Genomic DNA, 19,147 nt, shown 5'->3' on the forward strand with positions numbered 1-19,147 from the left:
CGGTTGGGACGGCGGTTTGGGCACCTCCTGGTATTGCGACCCGAAGGAAGACCTCATCGGCATCCTGATGACTCAGCGTGGATGGACGTCTCCCAGTCCACCGGACGTCTGCCGCGACTTCTGGAGCTCCACATACGGCGCAATTCAAGACTGAGGGAGGACATCGGCGGTCCAGCCGCAATTCCGGCATCGATACCCCAGAGTCCTGTCTCGATCGAATCTCTCCAGGAGTTTTCTTTCGCCGCAGACAGGACACGAGGAGTCGAGCTTCCACTCGAGGTAGCCTGGTGGATTGGGGGCTCGCATCATTCGGCGTGTGCGCGTGGCGAGACATCTCCGCGTCGCCTAGTAAGCGTTTCCGTTTCGGGCCTTAGGACCACGGGAATCACCGAGAGGCTGAAGGTCTTTGAAGGGGCGCTCCAAAAAGCTCATCCACGAGAACCGCGACTCCGCCCGCCGCAGGCCGTCTCGGGAAGAGACTCCCATCAATGCCCAACATCGTAGTCGTCGGAGACCGTGACTCGGGGAAGACGACGTTCCTCGCGCTCCTGTACGCGGCGCAAGTCAAGTCGGGTTCGGACCGGGCGGATGACTTTCGATTTCACGTCGCCTACGAATCGCTCGACGAGATCTCCGGCGTCTTCCAGCAAGTGATGTCTGGGAACTTCCCGGATGCCGCCGCGAAAGAGGGAATCCGGGGAATCACGTTCCACCTCGGCTACCGGAGGTCGCGGTTCGGGATCCTGTCACGATTGCGATCGCGAGGGTGGACTCCCGGTACGCCCGCTTCGGTGCGCCTCATCGTCGTGAGGAATCTCGCGGACGAAATGGATCGATTTCGGAAAGGCAGTTCCTTTGCCAACGCGGCGTTGAGAGACGTCTTTGAGAGCGACGCGATTGCGATCCTGGTAGACGGCCGGAAGCTCGCGCTCGCCGAGGAAGGCCCGCAGCTCGGATCCATGGGAAAGTACGACGACGCCGTCGACGCGCTCTTGACGGCCATGCAAGGCTCGCGCGGGCGTGGAGACCGCAGCTCACTCCATCCGATTTTCGTATTCACCAAGTTCGATTCCGTGGACTCCGAGGCGCTCCACGCCGCCAAGATGGAGGACGCGCCGCCCGAAGTCAGGAAGACGGGTCTTCGAACCGCCTACGCGGAAGCGCTTCTGGACCACAATTTGCCGAACACGATGGCGAAGATCCGGGCCCGAGACCCTCGAGGGTTGAAGTTCACGGCGCCCTCGTACTTCTTCAGCTGGGTGCGCACGGAGGCGGCGGCGCCGGGCCGGAGGGAGCGGATTCGGCTTCGGCGCAGCGGGGGCGGGGGCTGGGAGCCAGACTATTCCAAGGACGAATACCTCGCCCTGCTGGAGCGCCTCTCGAAGATTGCAAGGGACGCCGGGGAGTGAATTCCCCTTTTCTCGCGATGGGTTGTCGCGACGATGATAACGCTGTGCTTAGGATTAAGTACGGTTGGGGGGTCATCCAGCGGACATGCCCTGCGCACTACTCGGGGACCGCGCTTCCGGTAAAACGACCTTCTTGGGACTCCTGTATTCGGCCCAAGTCAAATACGGTACTGGGGTCCAAGATGACTTCCGTTTCCACGCGCCGATCGCATCCCTGAATCTGATGTCGGCGGTCTATGAAGGCATGAAAGATGGCCGATTCCCCAGCGCCACCCTGAAGGAGGAGATCACGGAACTCGGTTTCGTCTTCGGCTACCTCCGCAAGGTCGTTGGGAAATTGCCCTACTACATCCGGCAACAGAACTGGGTCCATCCGTTCTCGACCCTGCGGTTCTCGGCGTACGACGTGTCGGGCGAAGATATCGAGGAATTCATCGAGACCGGAATCGCATCGAGGCCTCTGATCCAGCAGCTGCTGAAGAGCGTCGTCGTCGTGGTCTTGGTCGATTGCAGCAAGATGACGACCGAGGTCGACACGGCTGCGTACAAGAAAATGCTCCGATACGACAGCACGGTCGCGAAGTTGCTCGTCGCCTTCCAGACGTACAAGAAGCAGGAATACGACCGGCTGAAGGATTCGGGGGTCAAAGCCGAGGCGCCGAGGATCTACCCCGCGTTCGTGCTCGCCAAGTTCGACACCCTCAAGGATGACGTCCTGGCGAGACTGGGCTTGCACCGAGGGTTCCCCGAGGGCAAGCGCCTACGGAAGGAGTACGCGGAAGCTCTGCTCCGCGTCTTCGTCCCGCAGACCCTCTCCCAAATCCGCGGCGGCAAGATCGCCGGGGTCAGCATGGACAAGTCCGCGTACTTCCTCAGCTGGGTCCGCACGGAGCAGCACGAAGGCATGGAGCCCGTCGGGCAGCCGAAGATCGTCCGGACCGGGTTCGCACCGGAAGGCGGGGGCGAGCCAGATTTCGCGTACGACGAGTACGTAGAGTTCATCGAACACTTCCGGGACATCGCCCACAAGATCCCCGACGAAATTCTCGAAGCGGAGAAGTTCCAGGCTGAGGCTCTCGCTCGGTCGGCGTAGCAGGCGGCACCATGGGAACCGCGGAATCGAGTCATCGGTCAACCGACGAAGACGTCGTCGAGTTCGATCACTGGATCTACGGGGCGCTCCCCGGGACCGGGTATACGACGCGAGCGGTCTCGAAGAACCTCGATGCGGGCCTATACGACCCGTACCTCCGCGGCCACTATACGCCGATCCGCGGCGCGATCGCCCAGTCGACTGACGATCCGATTGACCTGCACATGATGCACCCCGTCCGCGGCGGGCGAGAGATCCTGCTATCCGGTATCACACGAGGACCTCCGGACGAAGCGGGGAGGCCGACCTTCGCGAATCACACCGCCGTGGCGCGGACGGACGTGCTCCGATCCGGTCGGATCAATCTCGAGGCGGTCTTTCGCGCGATGAACGAGTTCGATCGTCGGGACCCCGAAGTGGCGGGCGAGATGCCCCTTCTCCAGGTTCCGCCTCGGTCCGAAGAGGAACGTCGGGTGCCCTTCGGCAGCGGGATTCACAAACACCTGACGTTCCCCGCCATCGAAACGCTCGCGACACGGATCATGTCGGATCCGAGCAGCCGGACGCTCCTGCTGTGCCGGAACACGAGCCCGGACGCGCGAAACGCGACCCTGAACCTGATCTTCGAGCTCCTGGTATGGGCGTGTGGACTTCCGCCTCTCACGGCGATCAGCGAGTCGCCGCGCGCCTCCGCCTTGAACTTCTTCAACTTGGTCATCGCGCCGAGAGGCGTCCGAGCCGACTCGACGTGGGCGATCCTGGAGAGCGCGCTCGCCCAGCCTGTGTTGCCTCGCGTCCTCGATCACGACGACGTGTACCAAGTGCTGACGGCGACAGCCCGTCAGTCGGCCGACTTGCTGTCGGCCCGATAGCTCCGCGCGCGTGCATCCCCGAGTACGCGGACCACGGTCCAACCGTGGCCGAGGTTCCATTCGCCGTCCTTCGAACGTTGGTCCGGATGCGCCTTGTCGGGATGATTCAGCTCCGCCTCGAGGTAGTCGCCGTCGGTGTCTGCCTCCGGCACCAGTTGGCCGTCGGAGAGGAGCTGACACAGCAACGGCAATCCGCTGGGCTTCCCTTTCCAATGGACCACCAGGAAGGCTTTGCGGGCCGAAGCATCCGTGAGGATGAGTTCCCTTAGTCCGAGGTACGATTCCCGATCGCGGGGATTCTCGCGCGGGGGCGCCTCGAGCCTCGCCTTTCGCTTCTCGAGGGCCTTGAGCAGGACGAGCCACTCCTTCTTCGTCATCTCCGTCTGCTCCCACGGGGACGCGGGCATCGACTCGGTCGGCGCGCCTTCCGCGGCTCTCGCGTCTCTCCCGGGCCCAGCACCCGGTTGGACGAGGTCGTACGTCGCCGCGTCGTCGGGGTTCCTCGGAGGGACCACCCGGATCGCCAAGGCGGTCATCCCCGGATGGAACCGTGAATCCAGGACGGTGAGGACGTTGACGGCGTCGTGCGCAAAGAGTTCGGCCAGGGTCATGCTCACGTCGGACGATCCATTCCGGCGGGCGAGGTCGCTGAGCCGTTCCAGCGGGAGATATGCGTCCCCGATGCGAGCGGTTGCGGCCAAATCATCGAGGTATGCCTGCGCGACCTGTTGCGTGAGGCGCGGCCGTTTTGAACCGAGGCTGAACCCGACCATCTTCGCCATCATCGCCGAGCCGCGAAAAATCCCCGTGACCCCGGCACGAAGGAACGCGACGGCGCCGCTCGCCTCCACGCACTGATTGATGAGGAGCGTCAGCCGGACGGAAAGCTTTCGACTCAGCCGGCCACCGGGGACCCGTGACTCGTAGAAGATTCCGCCCCAGCGGAGCGGCATCGATCCGGCCCACGTCGGATCTGAAGGGCTCCGGCGATACCAGTCGAGGGTCTTCGCGCGCAGGATCGCGCTGACGAGCAACGGGTCCTCGGTTTCGGCGCGCACCCGGGGCAACAGCGCTTCGGCCGTCCGGAGGACTTCGCGCAGGACTCGTTTGTCGCCGTGAGCCTCGTCGACCAAGGCTTGAGCGTCAATCGAGTTGATGGTCTCGATGTCGAACTTCTCCTCGGGGTTCATCTGCAGGAACGCGACAAGCTCACGGCGTTCCAGCGGTGAGGAGGCCTGAGGCTTCGGAGGCGCCTTTAGTGGATCGCCCGGCTTCCGATCCTTCTGGGACGTGACCGGACTGAGGGCCATGAGCATCGCTGATGGGACGAAGGGCACCCTAGCCATGATGGCGCCTCTCCCACGCACACAGGTTCAATAAATCAGTTGCTGGCAATTATCGGGCTTGATAGGCGGGCGAGAGTGGAATGGTTCGACCGGCCCGCGAGGCGGACCGCCCCTAGGGATACCCACCGCCGCCGCCCGCTGGCATGCTCGTCGATGGCGGGGCGAGGAAAAGGTAATAGATCGCAAGGTAGACGATCGCCGCGACGACAACGTAGAGCAGAATGAGTTTCCAGCGCATCCGGTAGGCCATGTCACCACGTCTCCGGGTCCTCCGTCTCGATCTCAATCGCGACCGATCCACCCTTCCGCGACTCGTGCCCCAACACCCCTGGCTTCATGGCTCGGATTACTATCCGGATAGTATAAATCGATTATTGGACGGCAATCGAAAAATTCCCGCCATGTGACTCAACGACGACGCAGATTGGCTGCGACGTTGTGAATTCGATCGAGCGATCCGGACGCACCGGCCTTCTTGTGATGACCGCGCCCATGGCCTGCACAAGTAATTTACCTGAGCACGGGTTTGCATTTGGCCATGACCAAGAACACTCCTGCCTACGGCGCTCGCGCAGCCAAGGCGCCGCTCGCGCCCATGACGATCGAGCGACGCGATCCAGGATCGCACGACGTCGAGATCGAGATTCTCTACTGCGGCATTTGCCACAGCGACGTGCACAAGGTAACCGACGAATGGGGGAACACGCACTTTCCGGTCGTACCAGGCCACGAGATCGTCGGCCGAGTCGCATCGCGTGGCGCCAGCGCATCACGCTTCCGTGAAGACGACCTCGTCGGCGTAGGGTGCATCGTCGATTCGTGTCGCGCGTGCCCGGAGTGCCGCGCCGGCCATGAGATGTTCTGCGAGAAGGGCGTCAGGTTCTCGTTCGACAGCCTCGAGCAGGACGGGAAGACATTGACCTACGGCGGATACTCGACGGACATGGTCGTCGACGAGCGCTATGTACTGCGCGTGCCGAAGGGGCTGGACCCCGCGCATGCCGCACCGCTGATGTGCGCCGGCATCACCACGTACTCGCCCCTGCGCCAGTTCGGATGCAAGCCCGGCGACAAGGTCGGCGTCGTGGGCCTGGGTGGTTTGGGCCACATGGTCGTTAAGTTTGCGGCTACCATGGGTGCGGAAGTCACCGTGCTCAGCACCTCGCGCGGCAAGGAGGAAGACGCCGCTCGGCTGGGTGCCAAGCGATTCGTCGCCACGCGCGAGCCCGGCGCGCTCGAGGCGCTTGCAAAGACGTTCGACCTCATCCTGGACACGGTGAGCGCGCCGCACGATCTGAACCAAGAGTTGGCCCTCTTGCGGAATTTTGGCGCCTTAGTCCTCGTGGGGTTGCCACCCGGCTCAACCCCGCTCGATCCGGGCATGCTCCTCTTTGGCAACCGGCGCCTCGCGGGCTCCAACATCGGCGGGATTCCCGAGACCCAGGAAATGCTCGACTACTGCGGCGAGCACGGAATCGTCGCGGACGTAGAAGTCATCCCGATCCAGAAGGTCAACGATGCCTACGCAAGCATCCAGCGCGGCGACGTGCGATACCGGTTCGTGATCGACTGCGCCAGCCTTGGACCCTGAGTCTAACAAGGGCAGTAAGTGAAGGACATGGACATTAAGAGAGTGGGCTCGCGATCGTCGAGCGAGGGACCAGCGGAACGGTTCATCGGCAAGGTGCGCATCGAGCCTCTGTTCCAAGCAAACGCGCCGGGGCGCGCGGAAGGTGCGAGGGTCACGTTCGAGCCCGGCGCCCGCACGGCCTGGCATGCCCATCCACTGGGTCAGACGCTCATCGTGACGGCCGGGCGCGGGTTCGTGCAAAGCTGGGGAGGTCCCGTCGAAGAGATCCATCCCGGCGATGTTGTCTCATGTCCGCCGGGAGAGAAGCACTGGCACGGCGCCACGCCGGACAGCGCGATGACGCACATCGCCATCATCGAACCGCTTGATGGCAAGACCGCCGACTGGATGGAACATGTCAGCGAGGAACAATACCGGCGAATTCTGCGTCCGAACGGGGTCGACCGATCATGACAGGATTCGACGGATGGGAAAACTTCTATGTAATCGTCGGCTCGTCCGCCGGCGCCCTCATCGGATTACAGTTCGTCGTCATTACGCTCATTGCCGCAAGGCCGCCCGCACGAGGTGACGCGCAAGCCGGCGGCGCCTTTGCGACGCCGAGCGTCGTTCATTTCGGGGTCGTGCTGTTGCTGTCGGCGATTGTGAGCGCTCCATGGGACGGCATCGCTCCCGCCGCAGTTCTTTGGGGATTCGTCGGTGTCGGTGGGGCGGTCTACGCCGTCGTCGTGGCCCGGCGTATGCGCGTGCAAAGTGCCTACCAGCCTGTGTTCGAGGACTGGCTGTTTCATGGTCTGCTCCCATTTGCGGCATATGCAGTCCTCGTCATGTCGGCATTTGCGGCTTACGCCTATGCGAGCCCGGCCCTGTTCCTCGTCGGCGCGGCGGCGCTGCTGCTGCTCTTTGTGGGCATTCACAACGCCTGGGACGCTGTCACGTATCAGGTCTTCGTTAGATCGAGGAAGGACGGGTAGTGTGCGAGTTGGGATTTTGGGTTCAGGGTTGATCAGCGAGGGCCGTTGAGGAGAGCCTGGAAAGGTTCATGAACGCGCGATCCGTCCGAGCGGCGGTGCCGCGGGAGAAGGTCCTCGACTGGCTGCTCGAACCGGACCAGCCCTCAGTGCGGTATCTCACGTTGACCCAGCTCCTCGGGAGGAGCGAGACCGACTCCGACGTCCGGAAGGCGAAGGCCCGGATTCCGTCCGCCGGGTGGGCCGCGGAGATCCTCGCCCGCCGCGACCCGGGCGGCTGGTGGGCCCGCGATGCGCACCCCATGTCGCCGAAGTACGTCTCGATGAACTGGAACCTGCTCGCGCTCTCGGACCTCGGCGCGACGCGCGCGATCCCCGAGGTGGGTGCGTCGTGCGAGCTCTGGATGAAGAAGTCCCCCCTGAACGGAGGTGGCGTTGGCGGCATGTCGAACGGGCATGGTCACCTCTGCTACACCGGCAACATGGCCCGGGCGCTGATCCGGTTCGGGTACGACGACGACCGCCGGGTGCGCAAGGCGCTCGACTGGCTCGTCCGGACCGCGCACCCGAAGGGGGGCTGGACATGCTGGAACTACAAGGACGCGCCGGCGACGGGACGGACCCTCGACTCGTGGGAAGGCCTGAGCGCCTTCGCCGCCTATCCCCGCTCGAAATGGACGGCCGCCATGAAGGGCTGCGTAGAGCGAGGCGCCGAGTACTATCTCGACCACGAGTTGCACCGCCAGGGAGCGCGGTACGAGCCGTGGTACCGCTTCCATTGGCCGATGCACTACTACTACGACCTCCTGGTCGGCCTCGACGTCCTCACCGCCCTCGGCTAAGGGGACGACCCGAGGCTCGGCTTCGCGCTCGCGCACCTGCGGAAGAAGCGACGGTCCGACGGGCGTTGGAACCTCGACGCGGTCCAGCCGGACCCGAGCCCGGCGGCCGCCAAATGGTACGCGGACCATCCGAAGAAACGTCCGACCCCGCTCGCGTTCGAGACCGCCGGTCGCCCGAGCAAGATGATCACGCTCCGGGCGCTCACGGTCCTCTCCCGGGTCGGTTGAGGCCCCCCGCGGCTTCGCCCTGGCGTGAGCGGCGGCTCCGTCGCCATCGGTGGCGGACGACGATGGATGCAAACCCATCTGAGTATGCTCCCGGCGGGAAGTCGGTACATTGGCAAGCAAACCGGGCAAGCCCATCAAGAGATATGCCAGTGGAAAGTCTCTATCGTTGGGCTGGCGCGTCGGTTAGGCGCCGCTGCGCCGGGAGCCGTGCGCCTCGAAGTCGATGGCCCACTGGAGGACCGGGATCAGGGTGCGACGGAGGTCGCGCCCCTCGGAGGTGATTGTGTACTCGACCCGGGGCGGCACCTCGGGGTAGAGCGTACGTTCAACAAGACCGAGGGACGCAAGCTCGCGGAGGCTGTCCGTCAAGGTTCGTGGACTGATCCCCTTCAGCTGCCGGATGAGATCGTTGAATCGCATTCGCCGCTCGTTCCCGAGGACGGCGATGATGAAGAGAGACCACCTCTTACCCAAAACAGCCATGAGGTCCCCCATGGGGTAGATGCAGTATTCCTGGTCCCCTTCTCGAATAACGCACGCCTGGTCGAGTTCGACCTTCCTCGGCGCCCCCTTGCGCGGCGGCATCGCTTTACTCTCCTTCACTGGAACCTTATGAGGGACGGGTGCGACTTCTAGTTGTTGCCAACAGGCGGACGTCACATCGGCGTTCAGACAGAAAATCGGGTGAGGCAGGAAGTTGCGAAAGGAACCATGAGTCCGCTGTTCGATGCGGAAGCCCAGTACCGGCCGGACATGGAACCGGTCGTGTCCGCGGAGGGCCGAGAAGGGGAGCTAATCGCCAGCGGTGAGGGCAAAGTCCGGGGCCAGAGGATCCGCGGGACGATCCGGGTCACCTTCTACTCCGCAGAGTGCGTCTTTCCCCAGGTCCTCGCGGGCCACCCGGTTGACCCCGGGCTCCACGTCTGCAAGGAGAATCCGGGCGGGTTCATCAAGACGGACGACGGCGCCCTCATTGAAATCGACGGGAAGGGGTTCGGCATGCGAGGGTTCGATCCAAAGGAACCGCAACGTTGGCGCCTCATGATGGGCATCCGGTTCGCCACGACGGACGAGCGGTACCGGTGGCTCAATGGGACCCTTGGCCTCTGGGAAGGCCTGTTCGACGAGAAGGACGGGTCCGCTTTCTATCGGGTCTCTGTCCCGAAGTCGGTGTTGTGATGAACTCGGAAGAAAACGAACGGAGAATCCTCCGCACCCGCCGAAAATCCGGGCAAGCGCTCGGTCCCCGCGAACGGGCGGTACAGCGCCTCGCGGTACGGGCGATGGCGGGCGGTCGCGCGCCGACCGTGGAGACGCTCTCGCGTGAGCTGGGCCTGCCGGTCGACGGCGTGCGCGAGGCACTCGCCTCCCTCGAGGCGTGCGACTGCGTGGTGATGGATCGGGACCGAGTCCGAGTCGCCTATCCCTTTACGACGGACCTCGTGCCCCACGAGGTCGTATCGTCTCGCGGTACCGCGCGCGCTAACTGCGCAGTCGATGCCCTTGGCGCGGGCGCAATGCTCGGGGAAGAGGTCGAAATCCGGAGCACGTGTTCGTATTGCGGGGCCTCCATCCACCTGCAGGGGAGGGAGAGTTTCAGAGCGGCGACAATCGGCCCCGTGGTCTTCGTCCCGCCATCGGACTTGATGCAAGGACACGCCTCGGACTGTGTGTGCCCTTCGATTAACTTCTATTGCAACGAGGAACACGGACGCGCCCATGCGGGTACTCTGGCGGCCGGGGGACGCTTCCTCTCCCTGAAGGAAGCCACTGCCTTGGGCATCTCTGCCTTCGGCGATCTGCTTAGCCCGACCTCGGCGCGATCCGGCGAGCGACGACCCGTCACGATGGAGTGAGCCCATGCCGTCTCGATACGATCTCATCATCCTTGGCGGCGGTGCCGCCGCCTTCAGCGCGGCGATTCGCGCGGATCGAAACGGAGCGAAGGCGTTGATGATCGACGGCGGCACGATCGGGGGTACCTGCGTGAACGTCGGCTGCGTTCCCAGCAAACGCCTCCTTGCCGTGGGGGACCAGTTCTTCCGGGTCGCGAACCATCCTTTCCCGGGCCTCCGCCTCGACGATGGATGGTCCGCGGAATTCAGTGCCGTGGTCCGTTCGAAAGACCGTTTGGTGGCCGACCTCCGCAAGGCGAAGTACACGGATGTCCTCGCGTCCCTGAAGGACGTGGAATACGTGTGGGGCCATGCTGGCTTCGTTTCTCCCCATGAAGTCAAGGTCGGGAAGGATCGATATGAAGGCGACAAATTCGTGATCGGGACAGGATCCTCGCCCACGGTCCCTTCGATTCCGGGAATCGACAAGGTGGACTACCTCACAAACGTGGAGGCGTTGTCCCTGAAAGAGCGACCCGAGTCGATGATCGTCCTCGGCGGCCGAGCCCTTGGCTTGGAGTTCGCCCAGATGTACCAGAACTTCGGGACGCAGGTGACCGTGGTGCAACGCAGCGCTCGAATCGTGCCGGAGGAGGAACCGGAAATCTCCCAATCCCTTAGGCAGTATCTCAAAGAGGACGGAATCGAGATCCACACCGGCGCCGAAGTCCTCACAGCTGAACAACGAGCCGGCCGGAAGGTGGTGGTCGCTCGCTTCGGCGACCGGAAACGAACTATCGAAGCGGACGAGCTCCTCCTAGCCACGGGTCGCACTCCCAACACCGCGGGGCTTAACCTTCAGGCGGCACGCGTCGAGGTGAAGGAAGATCAGGGAGTGAAGGTCGACTCCGAGATGCGCTCGACCGCGCCAGAGATCTTTGCGGCGGGCGACGTGATTGGGAAACCGATGCTCGAGACTGCCGCGGCGAAAGAAGGATACATCGCGGCGGAGAACGCTTTGGCCAATCGCGGCCTGAAGATGGACTACCGAGCGGTGCCCCACGCCGTGTTCACACATCCGGCTATCGCCTCCGTAGGGCGAACCGACACCCAGGCAAACGCGGACGGCGGAGTCCGGTGCGCGTGCAATACGGTTTGGTTGAAGCAGGTCCCTAAGCCCCTGATTGTGGAGGATACTCGGGGCCTCGTGAAGATCGTCGCGGAGGCGAAAGGCCACAAGATCCTCGGGGTGCACATTCTGGCCTCCCTGGCGCCGGACATGATCCACGAAGGCGTCCTCGCGGTGAAGCACGGCTTGACTCTCGAGGACATCATCGACACCGTCCATGTGTTCCCGACTCACAGCGAGGCAATCAAACTCGCAGCGCTATCGTTCTTCGAGGACGTGGACAAGCTCAGTTGCTGCGCCATCTAGCCGAGCGCGGCGGCTGGAGTGCGGACTGAACCGGGGCTTTTGTCAGGAACCGCGCAGTACTCGGCACACCGAGCGAGTAGGTGTGCAACCGAAGCGGCCTAGTTGGTATCGGAAACACTCTCCACGCGCGGCGAATGGTGCGGCGTGTTACAAAATAAGCATGCTCCCGGCGGGGTGCCGCCTAGCGCTAGGTTGTTCTCCCGCAAGTTCTGCAAGCGCAGGCCAGGTCGCCGGCTGCACGAGGGAACGCCCATCGGCTTTTTTGCCTAAACGACGTTGCGTCGCATGTCGCACCATGGCCGATGCCAAGAGTATCACCTTCCGCCCTGCCGTGCCCTCGGACGCACAGGTCGTCGCCGCCATCGTGAACGGCGCCTATCGTGGCGACGCCACGGGCCGCGGCTGGACAAGCGAGGCGGATTTCATCGCCGGCCCGCGCATCGACGAGGCGGGGTTCCTTGCGCTCCTCGCTAAGGATGCGAGCGTTGTCCTCCTCGGGCTGCGCGATGGCGACATTGTCGGCTGCGTCCACCTCGAGGGCAGCGAGGACGGGGTGGCCTTCCTCGGCCTGCTCTCCGTCCGCGTTACCGAACAAGGCTCGGGGCTCGGGCGCGCGCTCGTCGCGGCGGCCGAGGACTACGCGCGGCGCGAACTTGGCGCGCGCGTCATCGCGATGTACGTCCTGACGGTGCGGCGCGAACTATTAGCTTGGTACGAGCGCCGCGGTTACCGGCGGACCGGCGACATCGTGCCTTTCCATTCCCCTCCGGGCCAACGATTCCTTCGGGGCCCGCTCGAGTTCGAGCGGCTTGAAAAGCGACTCGCTTGACCGTGACATAGGCTCCAGCGCAGCGCTCTTGGGCCCGCAACATGCCCTCAGCGAACCTGTCATGCCGTGAAGCGCTGGCCTGCAAATTCAGTGGACCAAAGTCTTTTGGCCTGCAATTTCGGGGGCCAAAATGGATTTGGTTCCGAGATTCGCCTCGTCGCTCTTCGTCTCCGTCCGTCACTCCGTGCCGCTCGGCGCGCGTCTTTCCCCCTTTGCTGTGGAGGTTCGACAACGCTCTTTGACGCGGAAGAACGCCTTCTAAAACGCTCCGTAAGGCGCCTAGATCCAAATCGACTCTAGAGCAACCACAAACGGATATCGCAGACCAGGGGTTCGTACCGTTTCCAGCACGGCTCCGGGGCAAGGCAAAGGTGTCGGGGAGGAGCCGCCGTTTCCTCGCCCTGTTACGAAGGGCCTGGGGCAGTCCCACATTGTGGGTGGCAGCTACGTATATGTGGCTGCGCCGATCGGACCTGGGCTGTCTGAGAGAACGAACTGGAAAGAAGGGGAGACAAGAAGCATCTGCTACCGGAAAATCGACTTCGTATTAGGATGCTCCCGGCGGGATTCGAACCCGCGTCTGAGGCTCGAAAGGCCCCGATCCTTGGCCGGACTAGACTACGGGAGCGGAACGGCGGGTTAGCCTCGTGAGCCATAAATGCTTTTGGAGCCGCGATCTTCAAGGAGGACCGGAAACTACTTGCTCACAACGCGCCTCGACAATCGCAATGCGTCGCGTGAAGCCGACGGCCACCGAGTTGTCGTTCTTCGTCTGCGGATTCCTGATCATCGTCGTTGGATGGCTCGCGGACCTGCTCGGCATCTTCGAGTTCGGGGCCGCGGCGGGAGAACACGGCGGCGGGAGCTCGTTCCAGCTGCGGCTGTTCGTCACGATGTTCGGCGTCGCCTTCTCGACGATCGGCGTGGGCTACGAGAACTTCCCGGAAATCCTGATGGACGGCGACATGGCGAAGCGGTACCTCATCGCGTTCCTGTTCCTCGCGGACGGGTCCCTCCATCTGTACGCGTTCAACGACCACTTCGGCGAGGCGTTCTCCGCCGCGTTCTTCGCGGTCTTCTCGAGCCTCCAACTCGCCGCGTCATTCATCATCCCGTACAGCCACCGCCGACTCGACGCAGCGTGGTTCGCGATCACGGCCTTCCTGATCGCCGCCTACGTCGTCACGCGCACCGTGTCCGTCTGGCCGATCGGCGTCGTCGAGGACGTGGATCCGCTCGGCGTCGTCTCGAAGTTCGTCGAGATCGTGACCGTCCTCGCGCTCGCCTCCCTCTGGCAATCGGAACGGGCATCCCGCCGGAAGGCGCCCGGGCCCGCCCCGGCCGCGGACCGCTGAGGCGTCACACTTCGCCGGCGACTTCCTTCGCGAGGACCTTGTACTCCTGCTCCTTCATCGCCGCCGGATTGGCGGAGATCAGCAGGTACGAGTCGTTCAGCACGATCTTCTCGTTCACCTTCTGCAGGAAGCGCATCATCGACGCGAAGCCGTTCTGGGAGATCAGATACTCGAGGCCCTCGAGGAGGACCGCTGCGTTCCCGCCCTCCCCGGCGAAGTCCGAGATCGCCGACGCAATGTCGACGAGCGCGCTCGGCTCGGCGACCGCCATGTCCTTCGCCTTCTTTCCGGGGGACTTCGAGAGCCAGATGAACCCCGCCTCGCCGATGTGGTAACGGGCGCGGAGGTCGTCCGGATGGACGCGGGTGATGCAGAGGCCGCGCGCCTTCGCGTGCAGGAGCTCCGCGAACAGCTCGAAGATCCGGTCCGCCTTCGGCTCGCGCACCAGGTATGCGCCGCGGCGGCCGAGGTCTCCCTTCGCGGTCATCTCCCCTCCGCCGACGACGGGGATGCCCTCGTCCTCGAGGAGCCGCGCCTCCATCGCCTCGACATCGCGGTACAGGACGGCCATCTTCGACTTCGCGAACACCATGAGCTCCGTCGAGGAGTAACCGCGCGTCGTGAGCGCGCCGATCTCTCGCCACGCGGACTTGAGGCCTTCCTCGAACCCCTTCAGAAAAGCCTTCCGCCGCTCGTCGTCGCCCATCCCTAAGATGGGATAAGGCGTCGCCCTCCGTATAGAGATTTCGCGATACCCTAGTCGCCTTCGGCGATCAATGTCGCTTTGTTCGCAATCCCCTCTTGAAGGACTGCGTCAATTCTCATGAGAAATTCCCTCACTGACGCGACCGTTACGGTTGCGGAGAGATTGTGACCTAGGACTTCGCCATCATGGCTCGCGGCGAGCGAGCCTCGCAGGCGGTGGATTTCCTGGCTCAGGACGCTCAATTCGTCAGGTGAAAACGACACAACGGATTCCGGGCCGACGTCATGTTCAAACAAACGGCGCAACATGGGGTACGAGCTTCGCGGTTCGTGGACTACGGTCCGTACGACGAACCACTCCCAAGGACTCAGACTCATTGCGGGTCTCGCTTGTTCCGTGGAGATCTTCCGGAGATAGAGATCGACGCCCACGGCACTTGCCTATCCGATGTACCCCAGGTCCTCGCGCTTGTCGGGGGTCTCGGGCGCGGCCTCGATGTCCTTGAGCTTCGAGGTGATCTGGTCGATCTGCTTCGCCTTCGTCTCGAGCTCGCTGAACGAGATCTCGATGCCCAGGAACTTCGTGAGGACGTCGAGCACGGCCTGCGCGGACTTCGGGTCGACGAAGTATCCCGAGGTCTCGCCCATCAGGCACACCGCCTGCATGTCGTACAGCCGCCCGAGGCCCAGGAGCAGGCCGCTCGCGCCGACGATCCCCGCACCCGGCTCGCCCCGCGAGAAGACGACGCCGTACTTCTCCATCTCCTTCACGAGCTCCCCGCCGGTCGCGGCGCCCAGGACGCGCGGCTTCGTCACCATGCGGCCCATGCCGTACCCGCCGAGCGTGAAGACCCGCCGCACGCCGAGCTTCTTGAGCTCCCGCAAGATGAAGTCGCTGAGCTCGTACTGGCCTTCCGGCGTGAGGCCCTGGTAGTCGCCCGTCAGGAGGACGAGGTCCTTGCCGCCGTTCCTCTTGACGTAATGCATCTCGTTGTTCACGAGCTTGACCTGGCCGTCCTCCTGCACGAGGACCTGCGGCGGGAAGTACTTCGAGAAGATCTCCGCGAACTTCACCGCCTTCAGCTCGTCCTTCAGGTGTTCGGCGGCGAGCTTGCCGACGTTCCCGATCCCCGGGAGGCCCTCGATGAAGATCGGGTCGTCCAGCTTCGGGTGGTCGGTGTAGCGGATCACAATGTTCTCCATGGTGTCTCATCTCTCCAATTCATGGGCCCGCTTAAGTTTGCGCCTGTATACGCCATAGCGGTCCTCCGGGGAGTATCGCGGCGGCATCGGATTCCCGGCGGCATGGCCGCAAGCCGGGCAAACATCCTTCAACGTGTACCGACCGCAAGCCCCACACTTCTTCATGACGGACCGCATCGCGCCTCAATCCTTCCGGTGGAACTTCGCCTCGCCGCCCTTCGCGGTCACGGCCTTGATCACGCGGGCCGCCGCCTTCTGGATCTCTTCCTCGGCCGTCTTGTAGTCCGGCGCGCGCACGACGAGCCGGTAGCGGGGCGCGCCGATGTACTGGACCGCGACGCTCACGCCATCGTGCTCCATCGCCGCCTTCGTGAGCGCCTCGCGGAGGTGGACCGCGCCGTCCGGACAGAAGTCGGTCGCCTCGACGTAGCCGTCGATCATCACGTGCGGCGGGATGATGTTCTCCCGCGCGACCTCGACGAACGTCGTGACCCAGGGACCCTTGAAGCCCTCGTCCTCGAGGGCCTTCTCGTCCATCACGCTCTCCTCGAACGCCCGATAGAGCGTGCCGAACGAATCGAGGAGGTCGTACCCGAACTCCTCCCAGCACTCGGCGGGCGTCTTGCCGAGCCGCGTCGCGACGATCCCGAGGAGGTTCTCCGCCTTCTGCTCGTTCTTCCACTCCTGGATCTTCTCGCGCCGCTGGTGCTCGTTGACCGCCTTCAGCGATAGGTCGATGTGCCCCTTGTCCTCGTCGACCTTGAGGACCTTGCAGACGACCTTCTGCCCTTCGCGAACGTAATCGCGGATGTACTTGATCCACCCCGAGCTGACCTCGGCGATGTGGATGAAGCCCTCCTTGCTCTCGTACTCGTCGAGCGTGACGAACGCCCCGAAGTTCTTGACGTTGGACACGGTGCACACGACGAGCTCGCCCTCGTCGGGCCAGTCGTAGCCGCGCCCCGCGGCCTTCGCCGCCTTCGCCTCCGCCATTACTCGTGTACCCCCAGGATCTCGCCTCGGATCGCGGCCTTCCCGCCCGTCGGCTTCGCGACCGTGGCGCCGCATACCTGGCACAGGACGACGCTCGCCGCCCGGTCGAACACGACCTGCTCGTTGCCGCAATCCTCGCACTTGACCCGGAGGAACCGGCTCGTGGGCTTCGGGATCACTTGTGCACCTCCACGAGCTCGAACTTCTTCGCGCGGATGCCGGGCCGCTGGTGGGCCTTCTTGCACTCCCGGCATCGGAAGCGCAGATGGATCCGTTTCGTCGGCTTCTCGCGGCCCTCGGGCTTCGGACGCGGGAAGCCCCCGTACCCCGCCGTCACCCGCCGGAACCGGCGCTGGCCCGCGCGGAGTTCCGAGCGCGGGCGGTTCTTCACCCGCTCGACCTCCAGCTCGACGTGCTTGTTGCAGAACGGACAGTAACCGCGGATACGCTGGGGCATCTTCATGGAGGGGCGACCGAGCGTCGATACAGAGGGGAAGTGGTATTTGAGTCTTGCTGGGTCGGCCCAGGAGAAGCGTCCGCCGTCGGACCGTCCGCGGTAATCGTCGTCATCGCGTCCTCGGCGTGGCGGATTTTCGGCCGCCCGCGGCAAGGGTTCGATGGTTGAATCGCAACAAATATATATTGCTAGATTAATAAATGGCGGCGAGATACAATGAGCCGGGAGGTCCGCCTCAGCCGCCGGGATGAGACCCTCGTGGACCTGCTCATCGAGACGGGCCTCTCGCGGAACATCGCGAAGACGCTCGTGTTCCTTTCGAAGCGCGACGAGACGACGTCGGTCGAGATCGAGAAGGCCACCGGGCTGCGGCAGCCGGAGGTCAGCATCGCGATGCAGGAGTTGCGCCGCCGGAAGTGGGTCGACAAGCGGGACATCAAGAAAGAGGGCAAAGGACGCCCCGTGCACTCGTACCGGCTCAGCGTCTCCTGGTCCGAGATCCTCGGGCAGATCGACCGCGAGGAGCAAGCGAAGATCGACCGGATCGAGACGAACCGCAAGCGGCTCAAGGCGTTCGCGTAGGCCGCAAGGTCCGCACGCCTTCGTCCGATGCGACGAGGACGGCATCCGCCATCCCGAGGAACAACCCGTGCCCGACGACGCCGGGGATCGCGGCGATCTTCGCCGCCAGCTTCGCCGGCGCCCGGATCGGCCCGAAGCGCGCGTCGAGGATATGGTTCCCGTTGTCCGTGCGCACGGCCTCCGAATCGCGCCGGCGCAGCTCGACGGTCTCGCCCAACGCCTCCAGAGCCGCGACGGCGGTCTTCCAGCCGAACGGGTGGACCTCCACGGGCACGGGGGCCTTCGTCCCGAGGCGCGGCACGAGCTTCGACGCATCGACGATCACGACGAACCGCTTCGACGCGGCCGCGACGATTTTCTCCCGGAACAGCGCGCCGCCGAGCCCCTTGATCAGGTCGAGCTTCGGATCGACCTCGTCGGCGCCGTCGACGCACAGGTCCACCGAGGGTCGCTCCTCGAGCGACGTGAGCGGAATCCCCAGGGCCTTCGCCGCCTCGGCGGTCGCGAGCGATGTCGGCACGCCTTTCAGGTCGGCGCCGTCGCGGATGAGGCGCGCGACGCCTTCGAGGAAGTATCGCGCCGTCGAGCCGGTCCCGAGCCCGAGGACCATGCCCGGCTTGACGTACGCCAGGGCGGCCTCCGCGGCCTTCCGCTTCAGCTCGTCCGCCGAGGGAATGTCACGCCCTCCGCCGCAGTTCGTCCACGAGCTTCACGAGCTCGTCGATCACGAGCCGATCGAGTTTCTCCCCGAGCGCCTTCGAGGCTTTCGAGGGATCGCCGGTGACGCCAGGCCAATATTTCCGCGGGTCCTCGACGACCGCGTACGGCGGGATCTCGTTCCTCCCCGGTTCGCTTGTGCCCTTCACGAGCTCGGGCCGCGCGGTCAGGATGCGGGACGTCTCGCCCGCGCCCGCATGGCCGTCGCCTTCCGGCAGTAGCCCCTCCGACGCGTAGATGATGTCGTAATCCGAGAGGACCGTCGCCTTGAGGCCCGTTCCCTGATTGACGACGTCCTGCGCGGCGACGCGGAGGGCCATCATATGCTCGCGGCCGGCGTGGCCGCTGACGATCATCACGCGCCGCACGCCGTTCCGGACGAGGTCCGCGAGGACGTCCCGGACGAACGCCTTCAGCGCGTCGACCGATACGCTGACCGTGCCCGGGTAAGGCCGCGTCGTCGTGCACACGCCGTACGGGATGGAGGGTGCCACAAAGGCCCCGGTGCGGCGCGCGACCTCATCGACGACGTGAAGCGGCTGGATCATGTCCGCACCGAGCGGAAGATGCCGGCCGTGCTCCTCGAGCGCGCCGACCGGCACGATGACGACGGGATCTTTCTTCGCGATTGCGGCAAATTCCTCGGAGGTCATCTCGTCGAGGCGCACGCGGCGGAATCCGCGA

General features: G+C 64.2%; 25 protein-coding genes and 1 tRNA gene. 13 read left to right on the forward strand and 13 right to left on the reverse strand.

The window, feature by feature from the left end:
* The first annotated feature begins 488 nt into the window (after positions 1–488).
* From VF992_07020 to VF992_07030, 3 genes are all read left to right on the forward strand, one after another.
* Entirely contained in the window at positions 489–1,409 is a 921-nt protein-coding gene (locus tag VF992_07020) for a hypothetical protein (GenBank protein HEX9340902.1), read from the forward strand.
* 244 nt (positions 1,410–1,653) lie between these two features.
* Positions 1,654–2,502 carry a hypothetical protein gene (locus VF992_07025; protein HEX9340903.1) on the forward strand — a complete coding sequence of 283 codons (849 nt, stop codon included), beginning with the start codon at positions 1,654–1,656 and terminating at the stop codon, positions 2,500–2,502.
* An 11-nt stretch (positions 2,503–2,513) separates the two neighbouring features.
* On the forward strand, positions 2,514–3,374 hold the full coding sequence (locus VF992_07030; protein ID HEX9340904.1) for a hypothetical protein: 861 nt from the start codon (positions 2,514–2,516) through the stop codon (positions 3,372–3,374).
* Here the strand turns inward: VF992_07030 and VF992_07035 are convergent.
* Together VF992_07035 and VF992_07040 are read right to left on the reverse strand one after the other, a co-directional pair.
* Complete coding sequence (locus VF992_07035) at positions 3,344–4,720, reverse strand: hypothetical protein (protein HEX9340905.1); 1,377 nt, start codon at positions 4,718–4,720, stop codon at positions 3,344–3,346. The two genes, VF992_07030 and VF992_07035, sit on opposite strands and share 31 nt — an antisense overlap.
* 112 nt (positions 4,721–4,832) lie before the next feature.
* Positions 4,833–4,970: a hypothetical protein gene (locus VF992_07040; GenBank protein HEX9340906.1), complete on the reverse strand. Its 138-nt coding sequence runs from the start codon at positions 4,968–4,970 to the stop codon at positions 4,833–4,835.
* A gap of 288 nt (positions 4,971–5,258) precedes the next feature.
* On the opposite strand from VF992_07040, the gene VF992_07045 reads away from it, so the two are divergent.
* The 4 genes from VF992_07045 to VF992_07060 all read left to right on the forward strand — a co-directional run bounded on the left by VF992_07045 (position 5,259) and on the right by VF992_07060 (position 8,124).
* Complete coding sequence (locus VF992_07045) at positions 5,259–6,311, forward strand: NAD(P)-dependent alcohol dehydrogenase (GenBank protein ID HEX9340907.1); 1,053 nt, start codon at positions 5,259–5,261, stop codon at positions 6,309–6,311.
* Between the two features lie 27 nt (positions 6,312–6,338).
* Entirely contained in the window at positions 6,339–6,764 is a 426-nt protein-coding gene (locus VF992_07050; protein HEX9340908.1) for a cupin domain-containing protein, read from the forward strand.
* Positions 6,761–7,285 carry a hypothetical protein gene (locus VF992_07055; GenBank protein ID HEX9340909.1) on the forward strand — a complete coding sequence of 175 codons (525 nt, stop codon included), beginning with the start codon at positions 6,761–6,763 and terminating at the stop codon, positions 7,283–7,285. Before VF992_07050 ends, VF992_07055 begins: the two co-directional genes overlap by 4 nt.
* 95 nt (positions 7,286–7,380) lie before the next feature.
* Positions 7,381–8,124, forward strand: coding sequence for a hypothetical protein (locus VF992_07060; protein ID HEX9340910.1), 744 nt, complete (start codon positions 7,381–7,383; stop codon positions 8,122–8,124).
* Here VF992_07060 and VF992_07065 read toward each other — a convergent pair.
* Both VF992_07065 and VF992_07070 read right to left on the reverse strand, forming a co-directional pair.
* Positions 8,121–8,330 carry a hypothetical protein gene (locus VF992_07065; protein HEX9340911.1) on the reverse strand — a complete coding sequence of 70 codons (210 nt, stop codon included), beginning with the start codon at positions 8,328–8,330 and terminating at the stop codon, positions 8,121–8,123. The genes VF992_07060 and VF992_07065 overlap by 4 nt on opposite strands.
* A gap of 205 nt (positions 8,331–8,535) precedes the next feature.
* The gene (locus VF992_07070; GenBank protein ID HEX9340912.1) at positions 8,536–8,937 is read right to left on the reverse strand and encodes a helix-turn-helix domain-containing protein; all 402 of its coding nucleotides are present in this window, start codon (positions 8,935–8,937) and stop codon (positions 8,536–8,538) included.
* Between the two features lie 126 nt (positions 8,938–9,063).
* On the opposite strand from VF992_07070, the gene VF992_07075 reads away from it, so the two are divergent.
* From VF992_07075 to VF992_07090, 4 genes are all read left to right on the forward strand, one after another.
* Positions 9,064–9,531, forward strand: coding sequence for a DUF3237 family protein (locus VF992_07075; GenBank protein HEX9340913.1), 468 nt, complete (start codon positions 9,064–9,066; stop codon positions 9,529–9,531).
* The gene (gene merB / locus VF992_07080) at positions 9,531–10,208 is read left to right on the forward strand and encodes an organomercurial lyase (protein HEX9340914.1); all 678 of its coding nucleotides are present in this window, start codon (positions 9,531–9,533) and stop codon (positions 10,206–10,208) included. The genes VF992_07075 and merB overlap by 1 nt, the downstream gene beginning before the upstream one ends.
* Before the next feature lie 4 nt (positions 10,209–10,212).
* Complete coding sequence (gene merA, locus VF992_07085) at positions 10,213–11,622, forward strand: mercury(II) reductase (GenBank protein HEX9340915.1); 1,410 nt, start codon at positions 10,213–10,215, stop codon at positions 11,620–11,622.
* Between the two features lie 295 nt (positions 11,623–11,917).
* Complete coding sequence (locus VF992_07090; protein ID HEX9340916.1) at positions 11,918–12,451, forward strand: GNAT family N-acetyltransferase; 534 nt, start codon at positions 11,918–11,920, stop codon at positions 12,449–12,451.
* A 553-nt stretch (positions 12,452–13,004) separates the two neighbouring features.
* On the opposite strand, the gene VF992_07095 is transcribed toward VF992_07090, so the two are convergent.
* Positions 13,005–13,079, reverse strand: a tRNA-Glu gene (locus VF992_07095).
* Between the two features lie 100 nt (positions 13,080–13,179).
* Between VF992_07095 and VF992_07100 the strand changes: the two genes are divergently transcribed.
* On the forward strand, positions 13,180–13,806 hold the full coding sequence (locus VF992_07100) for a hypothetical protein (protein HEX9340917.1): 627 nt from the start codon (positions 13,180–13,182) through the stop codon (positions 13,804–13,806).
* A gap of 4 nt (positions 13,807–13,810) precedes the next feature.
* Here the strand turns inward: VF992_07100 and VF992_07105 are convergent, their stop codons facing one another.
* The 6 genes from VF992_07105 to VF992_07130 all read right to left on the reverse strand — a co-directional run bounded on the left by VF992_07105 (position 13,811) and on the right by VF992_07130 (position 17,170).
* Positions 13,811–14,512 (reverse strand): DUF835 domain-containing protein, encoded by a 702-nt coding sequence (locus VF992_07105; GenBank protein HEX9340918.1) that lies wholly within the window; start codon positions 14,510–14,512, stop codon positions 13,811–13,813.
* 440 nt (positions 14,513–14,952) lie between these two features.
* A complete protein-coding gene (locus VF992_07110) occupies positions 14,953–15,714 on the reverse strand; it encodes a proteasome assembly chaperone family protein (protein ID HEX9340919.1) in 762 nt (253 codons plus the stop codon).
* 6 nt (positions 15,715–15,720) lie between these two features.
* A complete protein-coding gene (locus VF992_07115) occupies positions 15,721–15,891 on the reverse strand; it encodes an RNA-protein complex protein Nop10 (GenBank protein ID HEX9340920.1) in 171 nt (56 codons plus the stop codon).
* A 6-nt stretch (positions 15,892–15,897) separates the two neighbouring features.
* The gene (locus VF992_07120) at positions 15,898–16,707 is read right to left on the reverse strand and encodes a translation initiation factor IF-2 subunit alpha (protein HEX9340921.1); all 810 of its coding nucleotides are present in this window, start codon (positions 16,705–16,707) and stop codon (positions 15,898–15,900) included.
* Positions 16,707–16,886: a 30S ribosomal protein S27e gene (locus VF992_07125; protein ID HEX9340922.1), complete on the reverse strand. Its 180-nt coding sequence runs from the start codon at positions 16,884–16,886 to the stop codon at positions 16,707–16,709. Before VF992_07125 ends, VF992_07120 begins: the two co-directional genes overlap by 1 nt.
* Entirely contained in the window at positions 16,883–17,170 is a 288-nt protein-coding gene (locus VF992_07130; protein HEX9340923.1) for a 50S ribosomal protein L44e, read from the reverse strand. Before VF992_07130 ends, VF992_07125 begins: the two co-directional genes overlap by 4 nt.
* Positions 17,171–17,380: 210 nt before the next feature.
* Here VF992_07130 and VF992_07135 point away from each other — a divergent pair, with 210 nt between their 5' ends.
* Entirely contained in the window at positions 17,381–17,746 is a 366-nt protein-coding gene (locus VF992_07135) for a MarR family transcriptional regulator (GenBank protein ID HEX9340924.1), read from the forward strand.
* On the opposite strand, the gene rpiA is transcribed toward VF992_07135, so the two are convergent.
* Together rpiA and VF992_07145 are read right to left on the reverse strand one after the other, a co-directional pair.
* A complete protein-coding gene (gene rpiA / locus VF992_07140) occupies positions 17,730–18,422 on the reverse strand; it encodes a ribose-5-phosphate isomerase RpiA (protein ID HEX9340925.1) in 693 nt (230 codons plus the stop codon). The genes VF992_07135 and rpiA overlap by 17 nt on opposite strands.
* Before the next feature lies 1 nt (position 18,423).
* Positions 18,424–19,131 carry a creatininase family protein gene (locus tag VF992_07145; GenBank protein ID HEX9340926.1) on the reverse strand — a complete coding sequence of 236 codons (708 nt, stop codon included), beginning with the start codon at positions 19,129–19,131 and terminating at the stop codon, positions 18,424–18,426.
* Positions 19,132–19,147: the final 16 nt, after the last annotated feature.

It is taken from the genome of Thermoplasmata archaeon (genome assembly GCA_036395115.1).
GTDB lineage: Archaea > Thermoplasmatota > Thermoplasmata > RBG-16-68-12 > RBG-16-68-12 > RBG-16-68-12.

What these genes read in the sequence shown, in the direction of transcription:
- VF992_07075 (HEX9340913.1), top strand. Translation starts at nt 9,064, where the DNA reads ATGAGTCCGCTGTTCGATGCGGAAGCCCAGTACCGGCCGGACATGGAA.
- merB (HEX9340914.1), top strand. Translation starts at nt 9,531, where the DNA reads ATGAACTCGGAAGAAAACGAACGGAGAATCCTCCGCACCCGCCGAAAA.
- VF992_07120 (HEX9340921.1), bottom strand. Translation starts at nt 16,707, where the DNA reads ATGGCGGAGGCGAAGGCGGCGAAGGCCGCGGGGCGCGGCTACGACTGG.
- VF992_07020 (HEX9340902.1), top strand. Translation starts at nt 489, where the DNA reads ATGCCCAACATCGTAGTCGTCGGAGACCGTGACTCGGGGAAGACGACG.
- VF992_07110 (HEX9340919.1), bottom strand. Translation starts at nt 15,714, where the DNA reads ATGGAGAACATTGTGATCCGCTACACCGACCACCCGAAGCTGGACGAC.
- VF992_07090 (HEX9340916.1), top strand. Translation starts at nt 11,918, where the DNA reads ATGGCCGATGCCAAGAGTATCACCTTCCGCCCTGCCGTGCCCTCGGAC.
- VF992_07100 (HEX9340917.1), top strand. Translation starts at nt 13,180, where the DNA reads ATGCGTCGCGTGAAGCCGACGGCCACCGAGTTGTCGTTCTTCGTCTGC.
- VF992_07135 (HEX9340924.1), top strand. Translation starts at nt 17,381, where the DNA reads ATGAGCCGGGAGGTCCGCCTCAGCCGCCGGGATGAGACCCTCGTGGAC.
- VF992_07035 (HEX9340905.1), bottom strand. Translation starts at nt 4,720, where the DNA reads ATGGCTAGGGTGCCCTTCGTCCCATCAGCGATGCTCATGGCCCTCAGT.
- VF992_07045 (HEX9340907.1), top strand. Translation starts at nt 5,259, where the DNA reads ATGACCAAGAACACTCCTGCCTACGGCGCTCGCGCAGCCAAGGCGCCG.
- VF992_07030 (HEX9340904.1), top strand. Translation starts at nt 2,514, where the DNA reads ATGGGAACCGCGGAATCGAGTCATCGGTCAACCGACGAAGACGTCGTC.
- VF992_07055 (HEX9340909.1), top strand. Translation starts at nt 6,761, where the DNA reads ATGACAGGATTCGACGGATGGGAAAACTTCTATGTAATCGTCGGCTCG.
- VF992_07040 (HEX9340906.1), bottom strand. Translation starts at nt 4,970, where the DNA reads ATGGCCTACCGGATGCGCTGGAAACTCATTCTGCTCTACGTTGTCGTC.
- merA (HEX9340915.1), top strand. Translation starts at nt 10,213, where the DNA reads ATGCCGTCTCGATACGATCTCATCATCCTTGGCGGCGGTGCCGCCGCC.
- VF992_07025 (HEX9340903.1), top strand. Translation starts at nt 1,654, where the DNA reads ATGAAAGATGGCCGATTCCCCAGCGCCACCCTGAAGGAGGAGATCACG.
- VF992_07105 (HEX9340918.1), bottom strand. Translation starts at nt 14,512, where the DNA reads ATGGGCGACGACGAGCGGCGGAAGGCTTTTCTGAAGGGGTTCGAGGAA.
- VF992_07130 (HEX9340923.1), bottom strand. Translation starts at nt 17,170, where the DNA reads ATGAAGATGCCCCAGCGTATCCGCGGTTACTGTCCGTTCTGCAACAAG.
- VF992_07050 (HEX9340908.1), top strand. Translation starts at nt 6,339, where the DNA reads ATGGACATTAAGAGAGTGGGCTCGCGATCGTCGAGCGAGGGACCAGCG.
- VF992_07070 (HEX9340912.1), bottom strand. Translation starts at nt 8,937, where the DNA reads ATGCCGCCGCGCAAGGGGGCGCCGAGGAAGGTCGAACTCGACCAGGCG.
- VF992_07115 (HEX9340920.1), bottom strand. Translation starts at nt 15,891, where the DNA reads ATGCGGTCCGTCATGAAGAAGTGTGGGGCTTGCGGTCGGTACACGTTG.